Here is a 19,690-nt window from a genome sequence, read left to right as displayed (position 1 = left end):
CATCGGGGTGGTGCCGCCGTCGTAGCTGGTCAAGATCCCCTGAGATATCGGCAGTTGTCCGGTGCACCCCGCCAAGAGGAGAGGTATGACGATCAAGCATGCGATACGACCGGAACGGCCTGGACGAATACGTGTCAGATCGGCCGTACTGACCCTGCTGACCGTGGTGACGCTGGGCCTCACCACGCCCGGCGTGAGCTATGCGCAGCAGGGGGCGGAAGCGAAGCCGCGACACGTGGGCAGGATCGATTCGGCGGATCTGCCGGCTACCGCGCCCCTCACCAGGACCAGCGCTTTCCCGGCGGACTCCGGGGAGCACTGTGAGCCGACGCGGGCACGCTCGAAGGAACGCCGGGCGGGCGCCGCCGAGGCATGTGTGAGCACGAGCCCCGCCCCGGTCAAGCGCACGGCGACCCAACAGCGGAGCCTCGCCGCGGCCGCCGACTCCGGAAGCTGCGACATCACCACCCCCGGCAGCTACTCCTACAAGCGCTTCGAGTACTGCGTGACCGGGGTGAACGTCGTCTACATCCTGCGTGACAGCAACGCCAAGGAGATCGGACGCGGCACCCTGACGGTCTCGACCAGCGCGACCCTTCCCTCGAGCGGCACGACGTGGAACGAGCAGGTCACGGTGAGGATGACCGCCGCGAGCGGCGCTGTCACCGCCCTCAACGCCAAGTTCCGGGCCTCCTGCGGAACCGGCTGCACGACGACGAAGGCGGCGCCCTGGTACGGCGGTGACCTGACCGTGGGCCAGTCCATCAGCGGCACCGTCGCCTACTCCTCGACGCCCGCCCCGGACACCGACGCGGAGTTCACCACCTCGTACAAGCTGTACGTGACCTCCCCGGGCGCCACGGCCGTCGACCCGAACGCCTCGTGGGACAACCCCCGCAAGATCCGCTGCGACGACGCCGTCCGGGACGTCACGGCCACGGGCACTCCGTCGCCGGGCTGCGTCATCCCCACGGTCATGGCCGTCGTGCCGATGAGCGCCCAGGGCTCGGACGCGGGTGCCGCGGTGGCCGCCTATCAGTGGGCCCAGCAGAACCTCGCCGACGGCTGGGGGCAGAACAAGCCGCTGACCCGGGCGAAGAGCGGCACGGCCGACCGTACGGCTCGCACGTGCGGAGGCGCGGGTTCGGAGCCCTTCCAGAACCTGACGGAGCTCGTCCCGGACGACAGCTGCGGCGAGTTCCCCTTCGCGCAGACCCGGGAGGGAGGGGCCGACGGCGCTCAGTGCGCCGAGGTGATTCCCAACTTCGGCAACGGTGGATGGGACACCTACCTGCTGGGCAACAGCCTCGACCTGGATCCCGCCGCCCCGTGTGTGCGGGCCCATGTCCCGCAGGCCGACAAGCAGTTCGCCGACGGCAAGCTCTCCGAAGGCTTCCAGAACCAACGGGTCATCGACGCCGAGCAGTTCAAGGTGGAGTTCAGCACGCCGACGGCCGGTCCGCAGGCTCCCTGCCTGGGCAACCTGCCGACCGGGTCGCTTCCTTCCGGCGACGGGTGGATCAAGAACACCACCGAACCGGTCGCCCACGTCAACAAGACCACCACCCCGCTCGGCCCGCCCGGCACCCGGCCGACGACGGCCCAGGCCTGCCTGGGGAAGAAGCTCGGCAAGGGCAGCGGTGCCAAGGGAGACATCACCGGCTGGCAGGACGCGCAGCTGTTCGCCCAGGCGAACCCGCCCGTCGTCGCGCAGGCCCGGTGCCACCTGATCGCGAACATCCTCGGTGGAAAGGGCCAGATCCAGGACGGCGGTCAGAACAACCTCGTTCCCTGCTGGCAGGTCGGGATGAACACCGGCACGCCCAGCATGCGGACCTACGAGGCCCAGGCCCAGAACATGGTGGCCGACCAGAGTTTCGGGGCGAACGACGCGATCCTCTACCAGGTCACGCCCGTCTACCGGGACGCCACCAGCACGATTCCGGTGGGAGTCACCATGAGCGCTAACATCGAACGGGCGGACGGCACAACGGAGTTGCTCTTCCCCAACGTGTACGTCACCAACACCCAGGCGAACACTGGGCAGCTCAACCTCGGAAACTGATCTCACCCTGTTCGTGCCCTCGGGAGCCAGTATGAGTCGCACCACCCCGCCGCGGCCGCTCGACGTCGCCGCGCTCTTCCCTCAACTGGCCCCGCTGGCACGCACGGCGACCCGGCTGCATCCTCTTCCCGGGTCCCCGTCAGCGCACGACAGCTCCGTCGGCGGGCCGCTGCTGTGGCCCGCCGACGAGCCGTGGCCGCACTGCGAAGGCCCGCACGTGTGGGACCGGGTGAACGCGGCCCTTTCGCCCGACGACGTACGGCTCCTGCGTCGCAACCGGGCGGCGGCCGCGGACCGGCAGCGCCGCGATCCTCAGGCACCCGCGGCCACGCCCGAGGAGCTGGCGACCGAGCAGCGGATCAAGGCCGGACGCCCGTGGCCCGAGGGCCCGATCGCCATGCTTCCCGTGGCCCAGCTGTACGTACGGGACATCCCCCTGCTGCGCCCGCCCGGGCAGAGCGAGGCCGATCTGCTCCAGGTGCTGTGGTGCCCCTTCGACCACCCGGCGCACCCCAGGACCGCGCTGTACTGGCGGTCCGCCGCCGAGGTCACCGACGTACTCGACGCACCGCCCGAGCCACCCGCGATCCAGTTCCCCGGCTATCTGCCGGAGCCGTGCCTGCTCGAACCCGAGGAGGTCACCGAGTACCCCAACTTCATGGAGTTGAGCAAGGAGCTGCAGCAGCAGCTGGGGGACCTGAGCGCGTGGGAGGCGGCCGGAGCAGCGGTGGACAGCGCGTACGCGGCCGCCCCGGACGAGTTCTACTGGGAGCGGCTGTCCCATGCCCCCGGCTGGAAGGTCGGCGGCTGGACCCGCTGGGGCCTCACCGACCCCATGCCCAGGCTCTGCCCCGAATGCGGCACCGCGATGGACCCGCTGCTGACGATCGCCTCCACCGAATGGGACGACGGCACCGAAAGCTGGGCCCCCGAAGAGGAACAGGCCGATCCCACGCCGCTCCCCCCCGGCACCCCACCGGCGAACTTCACCATGCTCGACCTCGCCCGGGGCTATGACCTGCAACTCCACGTCTGCCCGGTATCGCCGGACCATCCGCACATGGACCTGATCCAGTGACCTGATCCAGTGAAGGGCGGAGACAGGGCTCAGCCGATGTCCGGTGTGTGCCCGCCGTGTCACGCGGCGTCCGCGCTCCGTCCCCGCACCAGACCGACGCCGGCCCCGAGCGATGCGACGCCCATGCCGACGGCGGTCATGACGCCCTGGGTGCCGTCGACGACGAACGGAGCCGCCGCGGCGACGACCAGGTTGAACAGGAAGAGGAACCAGAGGACGGGCTTGGAGGCGAGCAGCGACTTCATGACGGTTTCCTTGCGTTGAGGGCCAGTTCGGGCCAGTGAGGGCCGGAGACCTGGTGCGGCCCTGTGCGACCTTGTGACCTCAACCATTCCGTTTCGCGAGTCCCGCCACGAGGGAGTGCTCTCCCGAACCGGAGGTGTAGCGCGCTACACCCCCTGAAAGGGGCGGGACCATGGCAGATGTCACTTGGGTGGTGGTGAGCAGGCCCTGTCAGACCGCCGGACCCGCCGTCGCCAGGGCCTTGTGCCCGGTCGAGGCCCACGCACTCGCCGAGGTCCCGGCGGCCGCTGGGCGGCGGGTATCGGCGCTCTTCAGTCCAGTACGAAGGTGCCGCCCGCGGTCGTCGCAAGGTCGGTCCCGAGGGCGGCTGCCGGCGTCCAGGCCCCGGGCCTGCCGACGCCGCGGGCCAGCAGTTCGGTGACGGTGGCGGTGACGTCGGCCGTGAAGTCCATGCCGTCGCCGGCGCAGAGCCATCCCTCGTGCAGGGTGCCGTCCGCCCACTCGACGACGGCGTGCCCCCAGGAGTGCTCGCGCGGGCGGGGTGCGGCCTTCACCGGGGCCCGGCCCAGCTGGTCGACGGCGAGGCGTCGCAGCGTCGGAACGGACAGCAGGCGGCCGAGCAGCGGGAGCAGGACACGTATCAGCGGAGCGGTCGGCACGAGCGCCGAAGTCGCGGTGACGAATGGTGCTCCGCTCACCGCATGCGCCGCGAGGAGCTCGCCGGACGCGACACCTGCCGACGTCGCCGACTCACCGTCCGGGAACATGAGCTGCTGCGGGTCCGCGCCGAGGCGCGCCGTCACCAGCCGCCCGTTCTCGTACTGCCGCCCGCCTGCGGTGAGCCCGTCCACGATGGTGGCCGCAAGGGCGGTACCGAGCACACCCGCCTCGACGGCCACCGAGGCCACCGCGTCGACCCGAACCCGGTGCGGCGTGGGACGTCCTTCGCACAGCTTCGCTACCACCGCCTCCGTCGCCAGCACGCCGAATCCGGCGCCGGTGACCAGGGTGCTGCCCGCCCGCACCGCTTCGTCGTGCAGGGCGAGCAGCCGGTCCACGGCGACCACGTCGTTGGCCTGGTCGACGTAGTGGCCGCCCGGCATGCAGGCACGGGCGATCACTGGTGCTGTGGCGGCGAAGGCGCCCATCGTGTTCACCACCACCCGCGGGCGCTCCCGGACGATCTCGTCCGCGACCCGCTCAGCCGAGTCGGCGATGACCACCTTCGCGTCCCCAGGCAGACCGGCTTCGGTCCCGGCGGCGACCATCCGCTCCCGGCTGCGGCCGACCGGCACGACCGCCAGTCCCCGCGCGAGCAGTCGCGCGGTCACGCCTCGGCCGACACGGCCGGTGGCCCCGACTATCCACACCTCGTCGTTCGCCCTGCTCTTGCCGGCCGTTCCGTCGGTCTCGCTGGTCTGCGTCATGTGAACGTCACCCCTGCCTGCTCCGGGCCGCACCGGGGACGGGTGTGCCCCAGTGATGACACAGTGTGTCGTGGGCGCAGGCTAGCACTGATGACACAGTGGGACATCACCTGTTACCGTCGACGTATGGCGAGGTGGGATCCGGGTGCCGAGGAGCGCCTGAAGCGGGCGGCTCTGGAGCTGTACTTGGAGCATGGCTACGACAACGTGACGGTGACCCATATCGCCGAGCGGGCCGGACTCACCCGGCGCTCCTACTTCCGCTACTTCCCGGACAAGCGCGAGGTCCTGTTCGCCGGCTCGGAACGCCTGCCCCCGGCACTCGCGGAGGCGGTCCTGGCGGCAGACCCGGACGCGGCCCCGCTCGCTGCTGTCCTCGACGCGCTTGCGCGAGTCGGTGCCCAACTCGTCGAGCAAGTGGACGGCGCGACGGAGCGCCGGGCGGTGATCGACGCCAGCCCGGAGTTGCAGGAGCGCGAACGGACCAAGGCGGTCGCGATCACCGAGGCGATCCGCGATGCTCTGAAGCAACGTCAGGTGAAGGCCGAGACAGCCGAATTGGTCGCGCAGCTCGCCACGATGGTCTTCCAGAACGCCTTCCGGCACTGGATCGAGGGCAAAGGCCAGGCGACTTTCGGCAGCTGCCTGCACACGGTGACCGACGAACTGCGAGCCACCCTCGCCGCGACGTGAGAAGAACGTCCGCCCACTGCCGCGCCCAGTTGAGCGCACCTGCACCCGCACCGGGGCTCAAGCTCCGGGGCGACCTGCGGCAACGGCGGAGATGAACGCCGTGCTGACGGGCTACTTCCCGGCCTGCATCCCCAGCGGGCCGCCGATCTCCTCCGCCATGACGCGGCCCGCCTCGAACTCCAGGGTGTCGTCGCCGACAGACTGGTCCGTGTCGAGGCCGTCGAGTTCCGCCAGGGGCTGGTTCAGCCGCACGTGCGCGACGACGGACTGGAGGGCGCGCAGGGCCGCCGAGGCGGTGGAGCCCCAGCTGGAGAAGTAGGAGAACTGCCACCACCACAGGGCCTCCGTGACGCGGCCTGCGCGGTAGTGGGCCATGCCGTGGCGGAGGTCGGTGATGACGCCGGTGAGGTCGTCGGAGATCCGGGCGGGGACCGGGGCCTTACGGGGCTCGTAGGGGTCGAAGACCTCCGAGTAGACGTCGATCGGCTCCAGCAGACGGGCGAGGTTCTCGCGCAGCTCGTCCGCGTCCGGCTCCGGACCCAGGTCGGGCTCGTAGCGCTCGTCGGGGACGATGTCCTCGTGGGCGCCGAGGCGGCCCCCGGCCAGGAGCAGCTGGGAGACCTCCAGGAGGAGGAACGGGACGGCCGAGTCCGGCTCGTCGCCCTTCGCGACCTCCGTGACGGCCACCAGGAAGCTCCCCACCTGGTCCGCGATCTGGACCGCGAAGTCGTCGGGGTTCTGGGCGGTCGCGTGCAGCGTGGCGTCAGACATCTAGGAGTCGTCTCCCCTCGAAGGCGCGGCCGAGGGTCACCTCGTCCGCGTATTCCAGGTCGCCACCCACCGGGAGGCCGCTGGCCAGGCGGGTGACCCTGAGGCCCATGGGCTTGATCATGCGGGCAAGGTACGTGGCCGTCGCCTCGCCCTCGAGATTGGGGTCGGTGGCGAGGATCAGCTCGGTGACCGTGCCGTCGGCCAGGCGGGCCAGGAGCTCCCGGATCCGCAGGTCGTCCGGGCCCACGCCCTCGATCGGGCTGATGGCGCCGCCGAGGACGTGGTACTTGCCGCGGAACTCACGGGTGCGCTCGATGGCGACCACGTCCTTGGGCTCCTCCACCACGCAGATCACCGACAGGTCGCGGCGGGGGTCGCGGCAGATGTTGCACAGCTCTTCCTGTGCCACGTTGCCGCAGGTCGCGCAGAAGCGGACCTTCGCCTTGACCTCCATCAGGCACTGCGCGAGACGCCGTACGTCCGTGGGTTCCGCCTGCAGGATGTGGAAGGCGATCCGCTGCGCGCTCTTGGGACCGACGCCGGGCAGCCGCCCGAGCTCGTCGATGAGGTCCTGGACCACGCCTTCGTACAACGGACTGCCCGTCCTTCCTGGGGGTTCTTCTCGTCCGTACGGTAGTTGGCCGGTGCCCGTCTTAGAAAGGCGGGCCAGGCCACGGATTACGGCGGATCAGAACGGCAGGCCCGGAATGCCGCTGCCGCCGCCCAGTCCCTGCGCCAGCGGGCCGAGTTTCTGCTGCTGGAGGGTCTGCGCGTTCTCGTTGGCCGCCTGGACCGCCGCGACGATCAGGTCGGCGAGGGTCTCGGTGTCCTCGGGGTCCACCGCCTTCGGGTCGATCTTCAGCGCGCGCAGCTCGCCGGCGCCGGTGACCGTCGCCTTCACCAGACCGCCGCCGGCCTGGCCCTCGACCTCGGTCCGCGCCAGTTCCTCCTGCGCGTTCGCCAGGTCCTGCTGCATCTTCTGGGCCTGCTGCAGCAGTTGCTGCATGTTGGGCTGGCCACCACCGGGGATCACGATCAGCTCCTTCTTCGGGACGCTTTTCCCGTTCAGCTTTCCCGTTCGGCTTTTCCCGTTCAGCACGAGCCTACGTGGTCTGTGCGGCCGTCGCCCCAGCACTCTTTCGAGTGAGTGGGCCGTCAGTCCTCCACCTGATCAAGGCGCGCTTCCGGGCGGAAAAAATACGAAACCCGGGGCTTCGCCACCCATTGGGAGGTAGTAAGAGTTGCGCGTGGGCACATATGTGGTCACACAGCGCGATCGGTCGGGATCAGGTAGGGAGTGCCGGGTGGGTCAGCCGGAGATGCAGCCCGAGGGTCCGCCTCAGGACGGGCGGGGCGAGGGGGCGGCCGAGCTGCGGCCGGGCGACCTGACCGGGCGGGAGTTTCCGCTCGGCGACTGGGGCGAGCCCGCGGAACGGCTGAACGAGCTGTACCGGTGGGTGGAGCGCGGGGCGCTGGAGACCGCGGCCTGGTATCTCGCGGACCGCGTGTGGAAGCGGCGGGGTGCGCGTGTGCTGCGGGCGGGCGCGGCGGGCGGGGCTGTGGCGGGGGCCGCGTTGCCGCTGCTGGACATGACGGGCGTGGTGGGCGGGGTCGCGCCCTGGGGGTACCTGGCGCTGCTGCTCGGTGTGGCGTGCGTGGCCGGCGACCGGTTCTTCGGGGTGACCTCCGGCTGGATGAGGGACGTGGCCACGGCACAGGCCGTACAGCGACGGCTCCAGGCGCTGCAGTTCGACTGGGCGTCGGAGAGCGTACGGGAGGTCCTGGGCCCGGCGGAGGGCACGGCCGGCGAGGCGGCGGAGCGGTGCCTGAGCGTACTGCGCCGGTTCTCGGAGGACGTGACCGAGCTGGTACGGGTGGAGACGGCGGACTGGATGGTCGAGTTCCGGCTGGGCGCGGCACCGCTGGGGGTCCAGTCGGCGGGGATGGTGCAGCAGCGGCAGGAGTCGGGGACAGCGGGGCCGGGGCGGTTCCCGCTGCCACCGGGGGCCGGCGCCCGCCCGAACATGCCTCGCCAGCGGCCGCCTGAGCCCAGGTGAGGGCTTGGCCGGGGCGGGAGCGACCGGAGAAAGGCTTGCCGGTGCGGTCACTGGCCGGTGGGGTCACTGGCGGGTGCGCTCGCTTGCCTGTGCGGTCACTTGTGGGTGTACGTCAGTGCCTTGTCCGTTCCTGAGTCCGTGCGCTGGAGGGTGCCGTCCGGGAGCAGCATGATCGAGGTCGGCGCTCCCGGGGCACAGGACGAGCGTGGCTCGCCGCTGGTGACTGAGGACGGGCCGAGGCCCAATATGCCGTCCGCGCCTGGTGCTTGGGTCAGATCCGCCTGGAAGACGCAGTGGTAGGTGCCGTTCGCGGTGGGGCCGTCGGCGACGAGGGACAGGACCGTGTCGCCCACCTCGCCCTGCCGGAGTGTCAGTTCGCGGGTGTGCAGACCGTCGGCGTTCTCGATCGTGGCGGTCCAGGTGCCGAGGTAGTCGGCCGGGATCGCCCCGTCCGACGGCGACCCCGAGGGGGTCGGCTCCGAGGGAGTGGGCGACGGCTGCTGCTCGGGGGTGCTCCGACCGGGAGTGGCGGGAGCGGTCGCCGTGGGGCCGGAGGTCGGGGTGCCGCCCGCCTGGTCGTCGTCCCCGCCGTTGAGCAGCGCGTACACGGAGCCGCCGGCGGCCAGCGCGACGACCAGGGCGACGACGACGAGTACGACGGTGGAGCGGGACTTCTTCCGCGGATCCTGGGGGTCGGCGGGGCCGTGGGGCGGGGTGGGCGCGGCGGGCGACGGCCCGTAGGGCGGGGTCTGCCCCAGGCCGCCGTACTGGCCGTACTGGCCGTACTGGCCCTGCTGGTCGTACTGACCGTACTGCTGGTACGGCGGTGTGGCGCCGGGGGCGCCGGTTCCGGGTTGCTGGGGGTAGGCGTACGCCGAGGGTTGCGGGTGCTGTTGCGGGTAGCCGTAGGCCGGGTGGGCGGGGGGTGCGGCGGACGGGTGTCCTGGAGTGCCCGGCGGGGGCGTGTGACCGGCCTGGCCTGCGACGATGGTGGGCAGGTGATCCATCCGGACCCCGCTGCCGGGCTGCCCGGGCACGGGCGGGCCCGGCTCGGACTCGTCGCCGGTGGGGGAATGCTCGGGCGAGATGGCGGGCGGGTGGCCCGCGGAAGACCCGGCCGGGACGGGAGCGGGGTCCGTCGGAGCAGCGGGCGAGGTGGCGGCAGGGCCGCCCGCTGAAGGCCCGGACGGGGCGGGGGGCGGGTGCTCTGGCGACGACCCGGGTGGGACAGCAGCCGGGTGTCCGACCGAAGACCCGGGCGAGGCGGCAGCCCGGTGCCCTGCGGAAGGCCCGGGCGAGACGGGAGCGGAGCCCGTGGGGACAGCGGGCGAGGCGCCAGGAGAGTGCCCCGGGGCGGGACCGGGCGAGTGCCCCGCGACGGCGCCGGGCGAAGCGTCCGAAGCCCCGTCCGGGACTCCTTCGGCGTCCGCTTGCTCGGTGCCACGCGAGCCGTCCGCCTGTCCCTCGACCGGCGCCTGCGCCCCGGCCGGCGGCTGCCCGGCGGAACCGGCGCCACTCCCTTGCCCGGCGGAGGGTGCCCCACCGACAGAACCAGCCGAACCGGCGGAGCCGGCGGAAGCAGCGGACGCTACAGAACCGGCGGGAGCAGCCGACCCGACGGACCCAGCGGACCCAGCAGCACCGGCGGGACCAGCAGCACCGGCAGAACCGGCCGGACCGCCCCCCGGACCCCAAGATCTCCCCGAACCCGCATCCCCAGCCACACCCGAACCCGACCCCGACCCCGAACCCGAAGCCGCCCCCGCCCCGGTCCCCACCCCCTCCGGATCCTCCGTCTCCAGCAACCGCACCGCGTGCCGGCCCAGTTGGGCCACCAACGCGCCCGGCAGCCAGGGATCGCGCGCACGGCCCCCGGAGACCGTGTCCTCCGCGCCCGTGTGGTCCAGGACGCGGGTGAGGGTCGGGCGGGCGGCCGGGTCCTTCTTGAGGCAGAGGCGGACCAGATCGGCGATGCCCTCGGGGACGCCGGTGAGGTCGGGTTCCTCCTGGGCGATGCGGAACATCAGGGCGTGCACGCCGCTGTTGGCCGTGCCGAAGGGCAGTCTGCCGGTGGCGGCGTAGGCGAGGACGGAGCCGAGGCAGAAGATGTCGCAGGCCGGGGTGATCCGGTCGCCGCGTACCTGTTCCGGGGCCATGAAGCCCGGTGAGCCGACGAGGGCGCCGGTGCGGGTGAGGCCGCCGTCGGTCACCGTCTCCAGCGCCCGCGCGATGCCGAAGTCGATGACGCGGGGGCCGTCGATGGTGATCAGCACGTTGGACGGCTTGAGGTCGCGGTGGACGATGCCGGCCGCGTGGATGTCCCCCAGCGCGTGCGCCAGCCCCGCCGCCAGGATGCGTACCGAACGCTCCGGCAGCGCCCCGTGGTCATGGCTGACGATCTGCTGGAGGCTGGGCCCGGCGACATACCCCGTGGCGACCCAGGGCACCGCGGCCTCGGTGTCCGCGTCCAGCACTGGCGCCGTCCAGTACCCGCCGACCTGCCGCGCGGCCTGCACCTCCTGCCGGAAGCGGGCCCGGAACTCGTCCCGCGCGGCGAGTTCCTCCCGCACCAGCTTCACGGCGACCGTGCGCCCCCGGTCCGACCGGGCGAGGTACACCTGGCCCATGCCGCCGGCGCCGAGCCGCGCCAACAGCCGGTACGCGCCGATCCGTTGCGGATCCCCGGACCCCAGATTCTCCATCGTTGCGCCGCCTTCCCCCCGCCCGCACGTGAGCGACAGACCGAGGATAGTGCGGCCCCACCGCGCGGTGAGCTGGGCGTTGTCTACGGTTCCGTAACAGGAACGCCCACTGATCGAGCACCTTGGGCAGCCGTTCCGGAACCCGTACCTCCCTGGCGCGCCGGCTTCGACAACCTGTCGCGGAAACCCCCCGTCCACAGACAGGTCGCCGATACCGCTTCCGCGTCGCGGACACCTACGCTCGGGCGCATGACCCCTCAGCCAGACCCCGAGGCCGGCGCCGCCGTGAAGGCCGCGGACCGTGCGCATGTGTTCCACTCCTGGTCCGCGCAGGAGCTCATCGACCCGCTCGCCGTCGCCGGCGCGGAGGGGTCGTACTTCTGGGACTACGACGGCAAGCGGTACCTCGACTTCTCCAGCGGGCTCGTCTACACGAACATCGGCTACCAGCACCCGAAGGTCGTCGCCGCGATACAGGAGCAGGCCGCGCGCCTGACCACCTTCGCGCCCGCGTTCGCCATCGAGGCGCGCTCGGAAGCGGCGCGGCTGATCGCCGAGCGGACGCCCGGCGACCTGGACAAGATCTTCTTCACCAACGGCGGGGCCGACGCCGTGGAGCACGCCGTGCGGATGGCGCGGCTGCACACGGGGCGGACGAAGGTGCTGTCGACGTACCGCTCGTACCACGGCGGTACGCAGCAGGCCGTGAACATCACCGGCGACCCGCGCCGCTGGGCGTCGGACAGCGCCTCGGCCGGTGTCGTGCACTTCTGGGCGCCCTACCTCTACCGGTCCCGTTTCTACGCCGAGACCGAGGAGCAGGAGTGCGCGCGGGCGCTGGAGCACCTGGAGACGACGATCGCCTTCGAGGGCCCCGGGACCATCGCCGCGATCATCCTGGAGACGATCCCGGGGACGGCCGGGATCATGGTCCCGCCGCCGGGCTATCTGGCCGGGGTGCGGGAGATCTGCGACCGGTACGGGATCGTCTTCGTCCTGGACGAGGTCATGGCGGGGTTCGGGCGGACCGGCGAGTGGTTCGCGGCGGACCTGTTCGACGTCGTGCCCGACCTGATGACCTTCGCGAAGGGCGTGAACTCCGGGTATGTGCCGCTCGGCGGTGTGGCGATCTCCGGGGCGATCGCGGAGACCTTTGCCAGGCGGCCGTACCCGGGCGGACTGACGTACTCGGGCCATCCGCTGGCGTGTGCGGCGGCCGTCGCGACGCTCGGCGTCATGGCCGAGGAGGGGGTCGTGGAGAACGCCGCCCGGCTCGGGACGGACGTCGTCGGGCCCGCGCTGCGGGAACTGGCAGAGCGGCATCCGTCGGTCGGCGAGGTGCGGGGCGTCGGCATGTTCTGGGCCGTGGAGCTGGTGAGGAACCGGGAGACCCGGGAGCCGCTCGTGCCGTACAACGCGGCGGGCGAGGCGAACGCCGCGATGGCCGCGTTCGGGGCCGCCGCGAAGAAGCAGGGGCTCTGGCCGTTCATCAACATGAACCGGACGCATGTGGTGCCGCCGTGCAACGTGAGCGAGGCGGAGCTGAAGGAGGGGCTGGCGGCGCTGGACACCGCGCTGGCCGTGGCGGACGAGTACACCGAGAAATAGGCGCTCACCAGCGTGTACGCACCGTCGCCCGGGCAGCAGGGTGTAGACAGCAGGTACCGGGGCGACTCGAACGCGTAAGGTGGCGTGCTCGTAGACATGTACGTGTACGCCACCCGAATGCGACGAGGGAGACGCCCCGACCATGCCCACCAGCGGCACCGGCGCCGTGACCCGCAGCACCCTGCGGCAGCAGATCGCCGACGCTCTTCGCGACGAGGTGCTGGCCGGGCGGCTCCAGGCGGGGCAGGAGTTCACGGTGAAGGAGATCGCCGACCAGTACGGCGTCTCCGCCACACCGGTACGCGAGGCTCTGGTCGACCTCTCCGCGCAGGGCCTCCTCGAAGCCGACCAGCACCGGGGCTTCAGCGTGCACGAGTACTCGGTCGAGGACTACCGCGGGATGATCGAGGCCCGCAGCCTCGTCACCGACGGGATGTTCCAGGCACTGGACAGCGGCCACCTCGGGTACCGGAACCTCGACGACCCCCGTACGGCGGCCGCGGTTTCGGGGGTACGGCGGCGGGGCGAGGAGGCGCAGCGGGCCGCGAACGCCGGTGACGTCACCGTTCTGATCGGCTACGACCTGCGCTTCTGGCGCGAGCTGAGCGCCCTGTTCGGCAACCCCTACCTCGCCGACTTCCTGCACCGGCTACGCGTGCAGACCTGGGTGTGCACCGTGCAGCACCTGCGGGCGCTGACCGATCTGCGCGGCCGGCTCTGGGCCGGGCACGGCGAGCTGGTGGACGCCCTCGCCCAGCGCGACATCGAGACCGCCCGGACGATCGTCGCCGCGTACAACACCCACTCCCTGGCGCTGATCGAGCGCTTGGGCCGAACTGACCGGCCTGACCGATCCGGGTGATCGATCCGGCTGATCGATCCGGCCGGCAGATCGGTCAGCCAGATCGGCCAGGCTGACGACCCGGCCGGCAGATCCGGCCGACCGAGGCGACTGACAGGCCGGAATTCGCCGGACCGCGCCGACGGCCGGGTGAGCGTTGCCGGTACGGGTATGGGTCCTGCACCAGTCAAGCCGGGCGAACCGCCGAACCGGACCGAACCGAGCCGGACCGAGCGAGCCGCGCCGGACCGAGCGAGGCGGGACAGATCGGAAGTCGCGCGGGAGGAGCCGACCGAGTGCCGTACCGATTACCCTGCCTGGACCACGTGTGACCACCACCGTGCGACCACCAACGTGCGACCACCAACGTGCGACCGCCACCGTGCGCCGCGAGCAACCGAGGAGCTGTCTTTTGGCCTGTGACCTGTGGCTGGTGCCGCTCGTCGACGTGTTGTGCCACACCCCGGACAACCCGTTCGCCGAGGAACTCGCGCAATACAACAAGGTGCTCGCCGAGGCCGGGCTGCCGCCGGTGCCGGTGTACCAGTACATGCCGGGCCTGTCCGGCGACGTCGCCCCGGTGGCCGGCTTCGACTACGACGCGCTGCACTTCCTGCGCCGCGCCTATCTGCTCCAGGTCTGCCAGCTGCCGGTGACGCCGGTGGACGAACTGGGCGGCGACTACGAGCAGTTGCTGGAGATGTTCGAGACGACGGCCCAGCAGTCGCACCTGGTCTGGCACTACGACCACGCGGGCGCGTACGTCCCCGTCGACTTCCCGCACCCCCTCGCCAACGAGGAACTCCTCGCGGGCGGCGGCCCCCTGGGCTCCTCCCACAGCCTGCTGCGGGAACTGGAGTTCGTGGCCCCGACCATCGGCATCGATCCGGCCAACCCCCCGGCGGCCCCCGAACCCCCGTGCGGGCCCACGGAGTTGGAGGAGCCCGCCGTACCCGCTCCCTACGACCCGAGCCCCTTCGCCCGGGAGCGCCACGTCTGGCTGGGCCTGCACGCGGCGGCGACCCGGAGCCTGGCGCAGGGATCGATGATCGTCTTCAGCTGACCCCGGTTTCAGAACACGGGCGTCCCGTCCTGCGTCAGCTTCCAGTTGGTGGCCGCGAAGTCGGCCGGGTCGAGCGTGCCCTTGCCGGTCACGTAGTCGATCATCAGCTGGCGGATCTCGTTCGTCGAGCTGTACGCGATGTCGGCGGCGGCGATGTGCGGGTAGCCGGAGCCGCCGTTGGCGCGGTAGTTGTTGACGGCGACGACGAAGACCTGGTCGTCGGTGACGGGAGTCCCGTTGTAGGCCAGGTTCTTGATCCGCGAGCCCTCCGCCTGGGCGATGTCGATGTCGTACGAGACGCCCGCGGCGGTGTCGTACATGTAGTCCCAGAAGCTGTTGGCGTTGGTCAGCGTCGAGGTGTCCACGGCCGTGCCCGCCGGCACCCGGTGGTAGTACTTCGCCGCGTACTCCAGGTAGTCCTTGAGTTGGGCGCCGGTGAGCTTCTTGCCGTAAAGGGTGTTGTCGTAAATGTAGAGCCCGGCGATGTCCTTGATGGTGACGCTGCCCGCGGGGATGTCGGCGGTGCGGGAGAAGGGGGCGGCGACCGAGATCAGCGGGAGGGCCGCGTCGGAGGCCGACAGGCCCGCCTTGACGGTGTCCGTCTGGACCTGGTGGATGAAGTCCATGATGGGGACGTCCTTCCAGCAGGACTCGGCCGCGGAGAGGTCCTCGGTGCAGGTGCCGACGGGCGTGTTGACGTACTTCACGACCAGCTCGTGGTCGGCCTCCAGGAGCTTCTTGATCTCCGGGTCCTCGTCGACCGTGTTGGGATTCAGGGTCCGGGCGGTCTTCTTGGTCACCTTCCACTGCCCGCGTACGAGTTCCAGCTCGAAGTCGAAGACGCTGAGCCGGTAGCCCCAGCAGTACGGCTCGGAGAGGAGGACGTCCTCGCCGGTCTCCTCGTTCTTGACCGTGTACGACGGCACCTCGACGTGGGTGTGACCGACCAGGATCGCGTCGATGCCGGGGACCTGCTGGGCGACGAGGTTCGAGGCGTTCTCGACGTACGGCAGCTCGTCGCCGTACGACGAGGAACCGTCGAGCCCCGAGTGGTCGGTCAGGAAGACGACGTCACAGCCGAGCGCGCGCAGCCGGGGCACGTACTTCTTCGCCTGCTCGACCAGGCCGGGGAAGACCATCTTCCCGCTGACGTTGTCCTTGTCCCACAAGGCGATTCCGGGATTGGTGAGGCCGAGGACGCCGACCTTGATGTCGGGGGCGCCCGGCACACAGATCCGCTTCACGGTGTACGGCTGGAAGGCGGGCTTCAGCGTCTTCGCGTCCAGGGCGTTGGCGCCCAGCAGCGGGAAGCGGCACTGGCTCTCGAACTTCCTGAGCACCTCGATGCCGTAGTTGAACTCGTGGTTGCCGAGGGCGGCGGCGTCGTAGCGCATGTGGTTCATGGCGACGGCCATCGGGTGCTCCGGCGCGCCCTCGCCGGTGATGGGCTGCACGCGCGCGAAGTAGTACGCCAGTGAGGTGCCCTGGATGATGTCGCCGGCGTCGACGAGCAGCACGTGCTCCTCGCCCTTGGCCGCGCGCTGCTGCTTGATGAGCGTGGCGACCCGGGCGACACCGACGGAGTTGCCCTTGCTGTCGGAGTAGGCCTTGTCCAGGTAGTAGTCCCAGTCGAAGACGTGGCTGTGCAGGTCGGTGGTGCCCAGGATGGAGAACGACCAGGTGCGGGGGGTGTGTTGGGGGGCGCGTTCGGCTGCCTCGGCGCTGCCGGCGCCGACGGCTCCGGCGACGGCCGCGGCCGCACCGGTGACGGCCGACTTCTGCACGAACTCACGGCGGTTCATGGGACTGACGGGCATGCGGTCTCCTGGGGCGGGGTGGGAGGGGCGACGGGCGAGCCGGCGGGCTGACGGGCTACACGCGTAGATGATGGCCGTGCCCGCCCCCGCCGAGAACCAGGAGTTGACCATGAGCAGGTCAAGTAAGCCCATGGCTCACGTCGACTCGCGCACCACCAGCCGGCACGGCACCGTGTGCGCCCCCGGAGCCAGGCTCTCGTCGATCGCCTCCAGCAGCCGCAGCGCCGCGATACGGCCGATCTCCGCGAGGTTCATGTCGATGGTGGTCAGGGGCGGGCGCGAGGCCAGCGCCATGGTGTCCCAGTTGTCGTAGCCGACGATCGCGATGTCCTCGGGGACGGTCACCCCGCGTTCCCGCAGCGTGTCGGCGACCCCGCGCGCTATCTGGTCGTTGCCGCAGAAGAACGCGTCCGTGTCGGGTGCCGTGCGCAGGACGGCGTCGGCGGCGCGGCGGCCCCAGGCCTCGCTCCACTCGCCGAAGTGGACGCGTCCGGTGGACAGACCGAACCCCGCGCCCTCCAGGTGCTCCAGCCCGTGCCGGGCCCGGTCGCGGGCGGCGGCGTGGTGTTCGGGGCCGGTGACGTGGGCGATCCGGGTGCGGCCGGCGGACAGCAGGTGCTCGACGGCGAGCCGGGCGCCGCCCCTGTCGTCGGAGATCACCGAGGTGTCGGCCGGGTCGGTGGAGGGCGAGAGGGCGTAGACCACCGGGACCGACTCGAGGCCGGTGATGCCCGTCAGCGGGGGGCGCGGGTCCGTGCGGCGGCCGGTGACGATGATGCCGTCGACCCGGCGGTCCACCAGGTTGCGCAGGTGGTGCTGTTCCCGGATCGCGTCGCCCCGGGTGTCGCACAGCAGGACGGAGATCTTGCCGGCGCCGAGCGCGTCCTCGGCGCCCAGCAGCACCGGCGTGCTGAAGCGGCCGATGCCGTCCGTGGTCATCAGGCCGACCGTCCAGCTGCGGCCGGTGTGCAGGCTCTGGGCGTGCTGGTTGGGGCGGAAGCCGAGCTCCGCCACCGCGTCGAGGACCCGCTGGCGGGTTTCCGGGCGCATCCGGCCGGCGCCGCTGAGCGCCTTCGACGCCGTTCCCACACTGACGCCCGCGAGGGCGGCGACGTCGGCGAGCTTCGCCCGGCCGGCGGGGGGAGAGCCTGGAGCACCAGCGGCGTGGGTCACGAGCAAACCTTTTCCTTTGTGAGATCGGCGCTCACCATCGTGACAGGCGGCGGAGTCGAGTGCCAACCCTTGGGAAAGTTGAAAAATCTCTTGCCGCGCCTCTTGACCCGACTTGTCGTCTCCCCTCTACTTTCCCATCAAGAAAACGATTGCTCACTTGCTCAGCACAAGCCGCCACCGCGGTTGCCCGCATCCGCTTCCCCGACCCCCGGAGAGCCATGCCCCGCCCCTCCCCCGCCGGCCCGGTCCGCCTCGGCCCGGACGCCCGTGCCGCGCTGCGTCCCGCCGTCACCGTCATCGAGGACGGCCTGTGGCACATCCGGCGCGAGGTCAACGCCCGTACCTCCGTTCCGCAGGGCCCCGGACTGCTGGAGTCCGCGGGCAACCTGCACAACCTGCGGCTCGCCGCGTCCGCACAGCAGGCGCTGTCGGATGGGGCGGTGGAGGGCGAGTTCAAGGGCGGGTACCCCTTCGTCGACACCGACGTCTACAAGTGGCTGGAGGCGGCGGCCTGGCAGCTCGGCCACGAACCGGCCGGAGAACTCCAGGCCGACGTCGACCGGATCATCGCCCTCGTGGCCGCCGCCCAGCAGCCCGACGGCTACCTGAACACCTGGTTCCAGCTGGTCAAGAACGGCGAGCGCTACCAGGACCTGCGCTGGGGACACGAGCTGTACTGCGCGGGCCATCTGATCCAGGCCGCCGTCGCCCACCACCGCACCACCGGCCGCCCCGAACTCCTCGACGTGGCAAGGAAGTTCGCCGACCACGTCGACTCCGTCTTCGGCCCGCCCGGCAGCGGGAAACCCATCGACGGCATCGACGGCCACCCCGAGGTGGAGACCGCCCTGGTCGAGCTGTACCGGGAGACCGGCGAGCGCCGCTATCTCGACCTCGCCGCCTACTTCGTCGACCGGCACGGCCACGGCCTGCTCGGCGGCGAGGCCTACTGCCAGGACCGCGTCCCGCTGCGCGAGGCGACGAACGTCGAGGGCCACGCCGTACGGCAGTTGTACCTGCTGGCCGCCGCCGCCGATCTCGCCACCGAGACCGGGGACGCCGAACTGCGGGCCGCGTCCGAGCGGTTGTGGCAGGCCATGACCACCACGAAGACCCACCTCACCGGCGGGCTCGGCGCCCACCACGAGGAGGAGGACTTCGGCGACCCGTACGAACTGCCCAACGAGCGTGCCTACTGCGAGACCTGCGCCGCCATCGCCTCGGTCCAGTGGAGCTGGCGGATGGCCCTGCTCACCGGCGAGGCCCGCTACTCCGACCTGATCGAACGCACCCTGTTCAACGGCTTCCTGGCCGGGGTGTCGCTGGACGGCGAGCGCTGGCTGTACGTCAACCCGCTCCAGGTCCGCGACGGCCACACCGACCCCGGCGGCGACCAGTCGGCCCGCCGCACCCGCTGGTTCCGCTGCGCCTGCTGCCCGCCCAACGTGATGCGGCTGTTCGCCTCCCTGGAGCACTACCTGGCCAGCGCCGACGACGACGGCCTGCAGATCCACCAGTACGTCACCGGCCGTTACACCGGCGAGGGCATCACGGTCCGGGGCGAGACCGACTACCCCTGGCACGGCACCGTCGCCCTCACCGTCGAGGAGACCCCCGCCGACCGTCCCTGGACGCTCTCCCTGCGCATCCCGCAGTGGTGCCGCGAGTTCCGGGTGCGGTGCGGCCAGGAGACGTACGAGGGTCCGGTGACCGACGGCTGGCTGCGGCTGGAGCGGACCTGGGCGCCCGGCGACCGGGTCGTCCTGGAGCTGGGCCTGGAACCCCGGCTCACCGCGGCCGACCCCCGGGTGGACGCCGTACGCGGCTGCGTGGCCATCGAGCGCGGGCCGCTCGTGTACTGCCTGGAGCAGGTCGACCACCCGGGGGGCGGCCTGGACGACATCGTCCTCGACACCTCCCGCCCGCTCGCCGTGAAGCACCGCCCGGACCTGCTCGGCGGTGTCACCACGGTGGTGGCGGCGGGCCGGCGGCGCCACCTCCCGGACCCGGGCTGGTGGCCGTACGCCCCCGCCGACGAGGCATCCCACCACGACGGCGAGCCCGTCGAGCTGACCGCCGTCCCCTACTACGCCTGGGCCAACCGCGAGGACGGCAGCATGCGCGTCTGGCTGCCCACCTCCTGACATCCACG

At 71.3% G+C, this 19,690-nt stretch carries 16 protein-coding genes; 8 read left to right on the top strand and 8 right to left on the bottom strand.

What is annotated here, in order from left to right:
* The first annotated feature begins 85 nt into the window (after positions 1 to 85).
* Complete coding sequence (locus tag ACIBK3_RS27485) at positions 86 to 2,065, top strand: DNA/RNA non-specific endonuclease (protein WP_399369748.1); 1,980 nt, start codon at positions 86 to 88, stop codon at positions 2,063 to 2,065.
* A 31-nt stretch (positions 2,066 to 2,096) separates the two neighbouring features.
* Entirely contained in the window at positions 2,097 to 3,143 is a 1,047-nt protein-coding gene (locus ACIBK3_RS27480; protein ID WP_399369746.1) for a hypothetical protein, read from the top strand.
* Between the two features lie 59 nt (positions 3,144 to 3,202).
* Here the strand turns inward: ACIBK3_RS27480 and ACIBK3_RS27475 are convergent, their stop codons facing one another.
* Together ACIBK3_RS27475 and ACIBK3_RS27470 are read right to left on the bottom strand one after the other, a co-directional pair.
* Positions 3,203 to 3,388: a hypothetical protein gene (locus tag ACIBK3_RS27475; RefSeq protein WP_399369744.1), complete on the bottom strand. Its 186-nt coding sequence runs from the start codon at positions 3,386 to 3,388 to the stop codon at positions 3,203 to 3,205.
* Positions 3,389 to 3,697: 309 nt separating this feature from the next.
* Positions 3,698 to 4,813 carry a saccharopine dehydrogenase NADP-binding domain-containing protein gene (locus tag ACIBK3_RS27470; RefSeq protein WP_399369742.1) on the bottom strand — a complete coding sequence of 372 codons (1,116 nt, stop codon included), beginning with the start codon at positions 4,811 to 4,813 and terminating at the stop codon, positions 3,698 to 3,700.
* Between the two features lie 126 nt (positions 4,814 to 4,939).
* Here ACIBK3_RS27470 and ACIBK3_RS27465 point away from each other — a divergent pair, with 126 nt between their 5' ends.
* Positions 4,940 to 5,506, top strand: coding sequence for a TetR/AcrR family transcriptional regulator (locus tag ACIBK3_RS27465; protein ID WP_399369740.1), 567 nt, complete (start codon positions 4,940 to 4,942; stop codon positions 5,504 to 5,506).
* 111 nt (positions 5,507 to 5,617) lie between these two features.
* On the opposite strand, the gene ACIBK3_RS27460 is transcribed toward ACIBK3_RS27465, so the two are convergent.
* The 3 genes from ACIBK3_RS27460 to ACIBK3_RS27450 form a co-directional block, all read right to left on the bottom strand.
* Positions 5,618 to 6,277 (bottom strand): DUF5063 domain-containing protein, encoded by a 660-nt coding sequence (locus tag ACIBK3_RS27460; RefSeq protein ID WP_399369738.1) that lies wholly within the window; start codon positions 6,275 to 6,277, stop codon positions 5,618 to 5,620.
* Entirely contained in the window at positions 6,270 to 6,869 is a 600-nt protein-coding gene (gene recR, locus ACIBK3_RS27455) for a recombination mediator RecR (RefSeq protein ID WP_030667861.1), read from the bottom strand. The genes ACIBK3_RS27460 and recR overlap by 8 nt, the downstream gene beginning before the upstream one ends.
* A 96-nt stretch (positions 6,870 to 6,965) precedes the next feature.
* A complete protein-coding gene (locus tag ACIBK3_RS27450) occupies positions 6,966 to 7,310 on the bottom strand; it encodes a YbaB/EbfC family nucleoid-associated protein (RefSeq protein WP_399369736.1) in 345 nt (114 codons plus the stop codon).
* 271 nt (positions 7,311 to 7,581) lie between these two features.
* Here ACIBK3_RS27450 and ACIBK3_RS27445 point away from each other — a divergent pair, with 271 nt between their 5' ends.
* On the top strand, positions 7,582 to 8,334 hold the full coding sequence (locus ACIBK3_RS27445) for an SLATT domain-containing protein (protein ID WP_399369734.1): 753 nt from the start codon (positions 7,582 to 7,584) through the stop codon (positions 8,332 to 8,334).
* Between the two features lie 95 nt (positions 8,335 to 8,429).
* On the opposite strand, the gene ACIBK3_RS27440 is transcribed toward ACIBK3_RS27445, so the two are convergent.
* Entirely contained in the window at positions 8,430 to 11,036 is a 2,607-nt protein-coding gene (locus tag ACIBK3_RS27440; RefSeq protein ID WP_399369732.1) for a protein kinase, read from the bottom strand.
* A gap of 249 nt (positions 11,037 to 11,285) precedes the next feature.
* Here ACIBK3_RS27440 and ACIBK3_RS27435 point away from each other — a divergent pair, with 249 nt between their 5' ends.
* The 3 genes from ACIBK3_RS27435 (at position 11,286) to ACIBK3_RS27425 (ending at position 14,548) form a co-directional block, all read left to right on the top strand.
* On the top strand, positions 11,286 to 12,644 hold the full coding sequence (locus ACIBK3_RS27435; RefSeq protein WP_399369730.1) for an aspartate aminotransferase family protein: 1,359 nt from the start codon (positions 11,286 to 11,288) through the stop codon (positions 12,642 to 12,644).
* Between the two features lie 142 nt (positions 12,645 to 12,786).
* Positions 12,787 to 13,506 (top strand): GntR family transcriptional regulator, encoded by a 720-nt coding sequence (locus ACIBK3_RS27430; protein WP_399369728.1) that lies wholly within the window; start codon positions 12,787 to 12,789, stop codon positions 13,504 to 13,506.
* 391 nt (positions 13,507 to 13,897) lie between these two features.
* Entirely contained in the window at positions 13,898 to 14,548 is a 651-nt protein-coding gene (locus ACIBK3_RS27425) for a hypothetical protein (RefSeq protein WP_399369726.1), read from the top strand.
* 8 nt (positions 14,549 to 14,556) lie between these two features.
* On the opposite strand, the gene ACIBK3_RS27420 is transcribed toward ACIBK3_RS27425, so the two are convergent.
* Together ACIBK3_RS27420 and ACIBK3_RS27415 are read right to left on the bottom strand one after the other, a co-directional pair.
* A complete protein-coding gene (locus ACIBK3_RS27420) occupies positions 14,557 to 16,365 on the bottom strand; it encodes a bifunctional metallophosphatase/5'-nucleotidase (RefSeq protein WP_399369724.1) in 1,809 nt (602 codons plus the stop codon).
* Positions 16,366 to 16,500: 135 nt separating this feature from the next.
* Positions 16,501 to 17,538: a LacI family DNA-binding transcriptional regulator gene (locus ACIBK3_RS27415; protein ID WP_399369723.1), complete on the bottom strand. Its 1,038-nt coding sequence runs from the start codon at positions 17,536 to 17,538 to the stop codon at positions 16,501 to 16,503.
* A 218-nt stretch (positions 17,539 to 17,756) separates the two neighbouring features.
* On the opposite strand from ACIBK3_RS27415, the gene ACIBK3_RS27410 reads away from it, so the two are divergent.
* Positions 17,757 to 19,682, top strand: a complete 1,926-nt coding sequence (locus ACIBK3_RS27410) for a glycoside hydrolase family 127 protein (RefSeq protein WP_399369721.1) — start codon at positions 17,757 to 17,759, stop codon at positions 19,680 to 19,682.
* The last annotated feature ends 8 nt before the right edge of the window (positions 19,683 to 19,690 follow it).

The organism is Streptomyces sp. NPDC050287 (genome assembly GCF_044459385.1).
GTDB lineage: Bacteria > Actinomycetota > Actinomycetes > Streptomycetales > Streptomycetaceae > Streptomyces.
The sequence above is the reverse complement of the archived record's forward strand: the minus strand, read 5'-3'. Positions and strand labels throughout refer to the sequence as shown.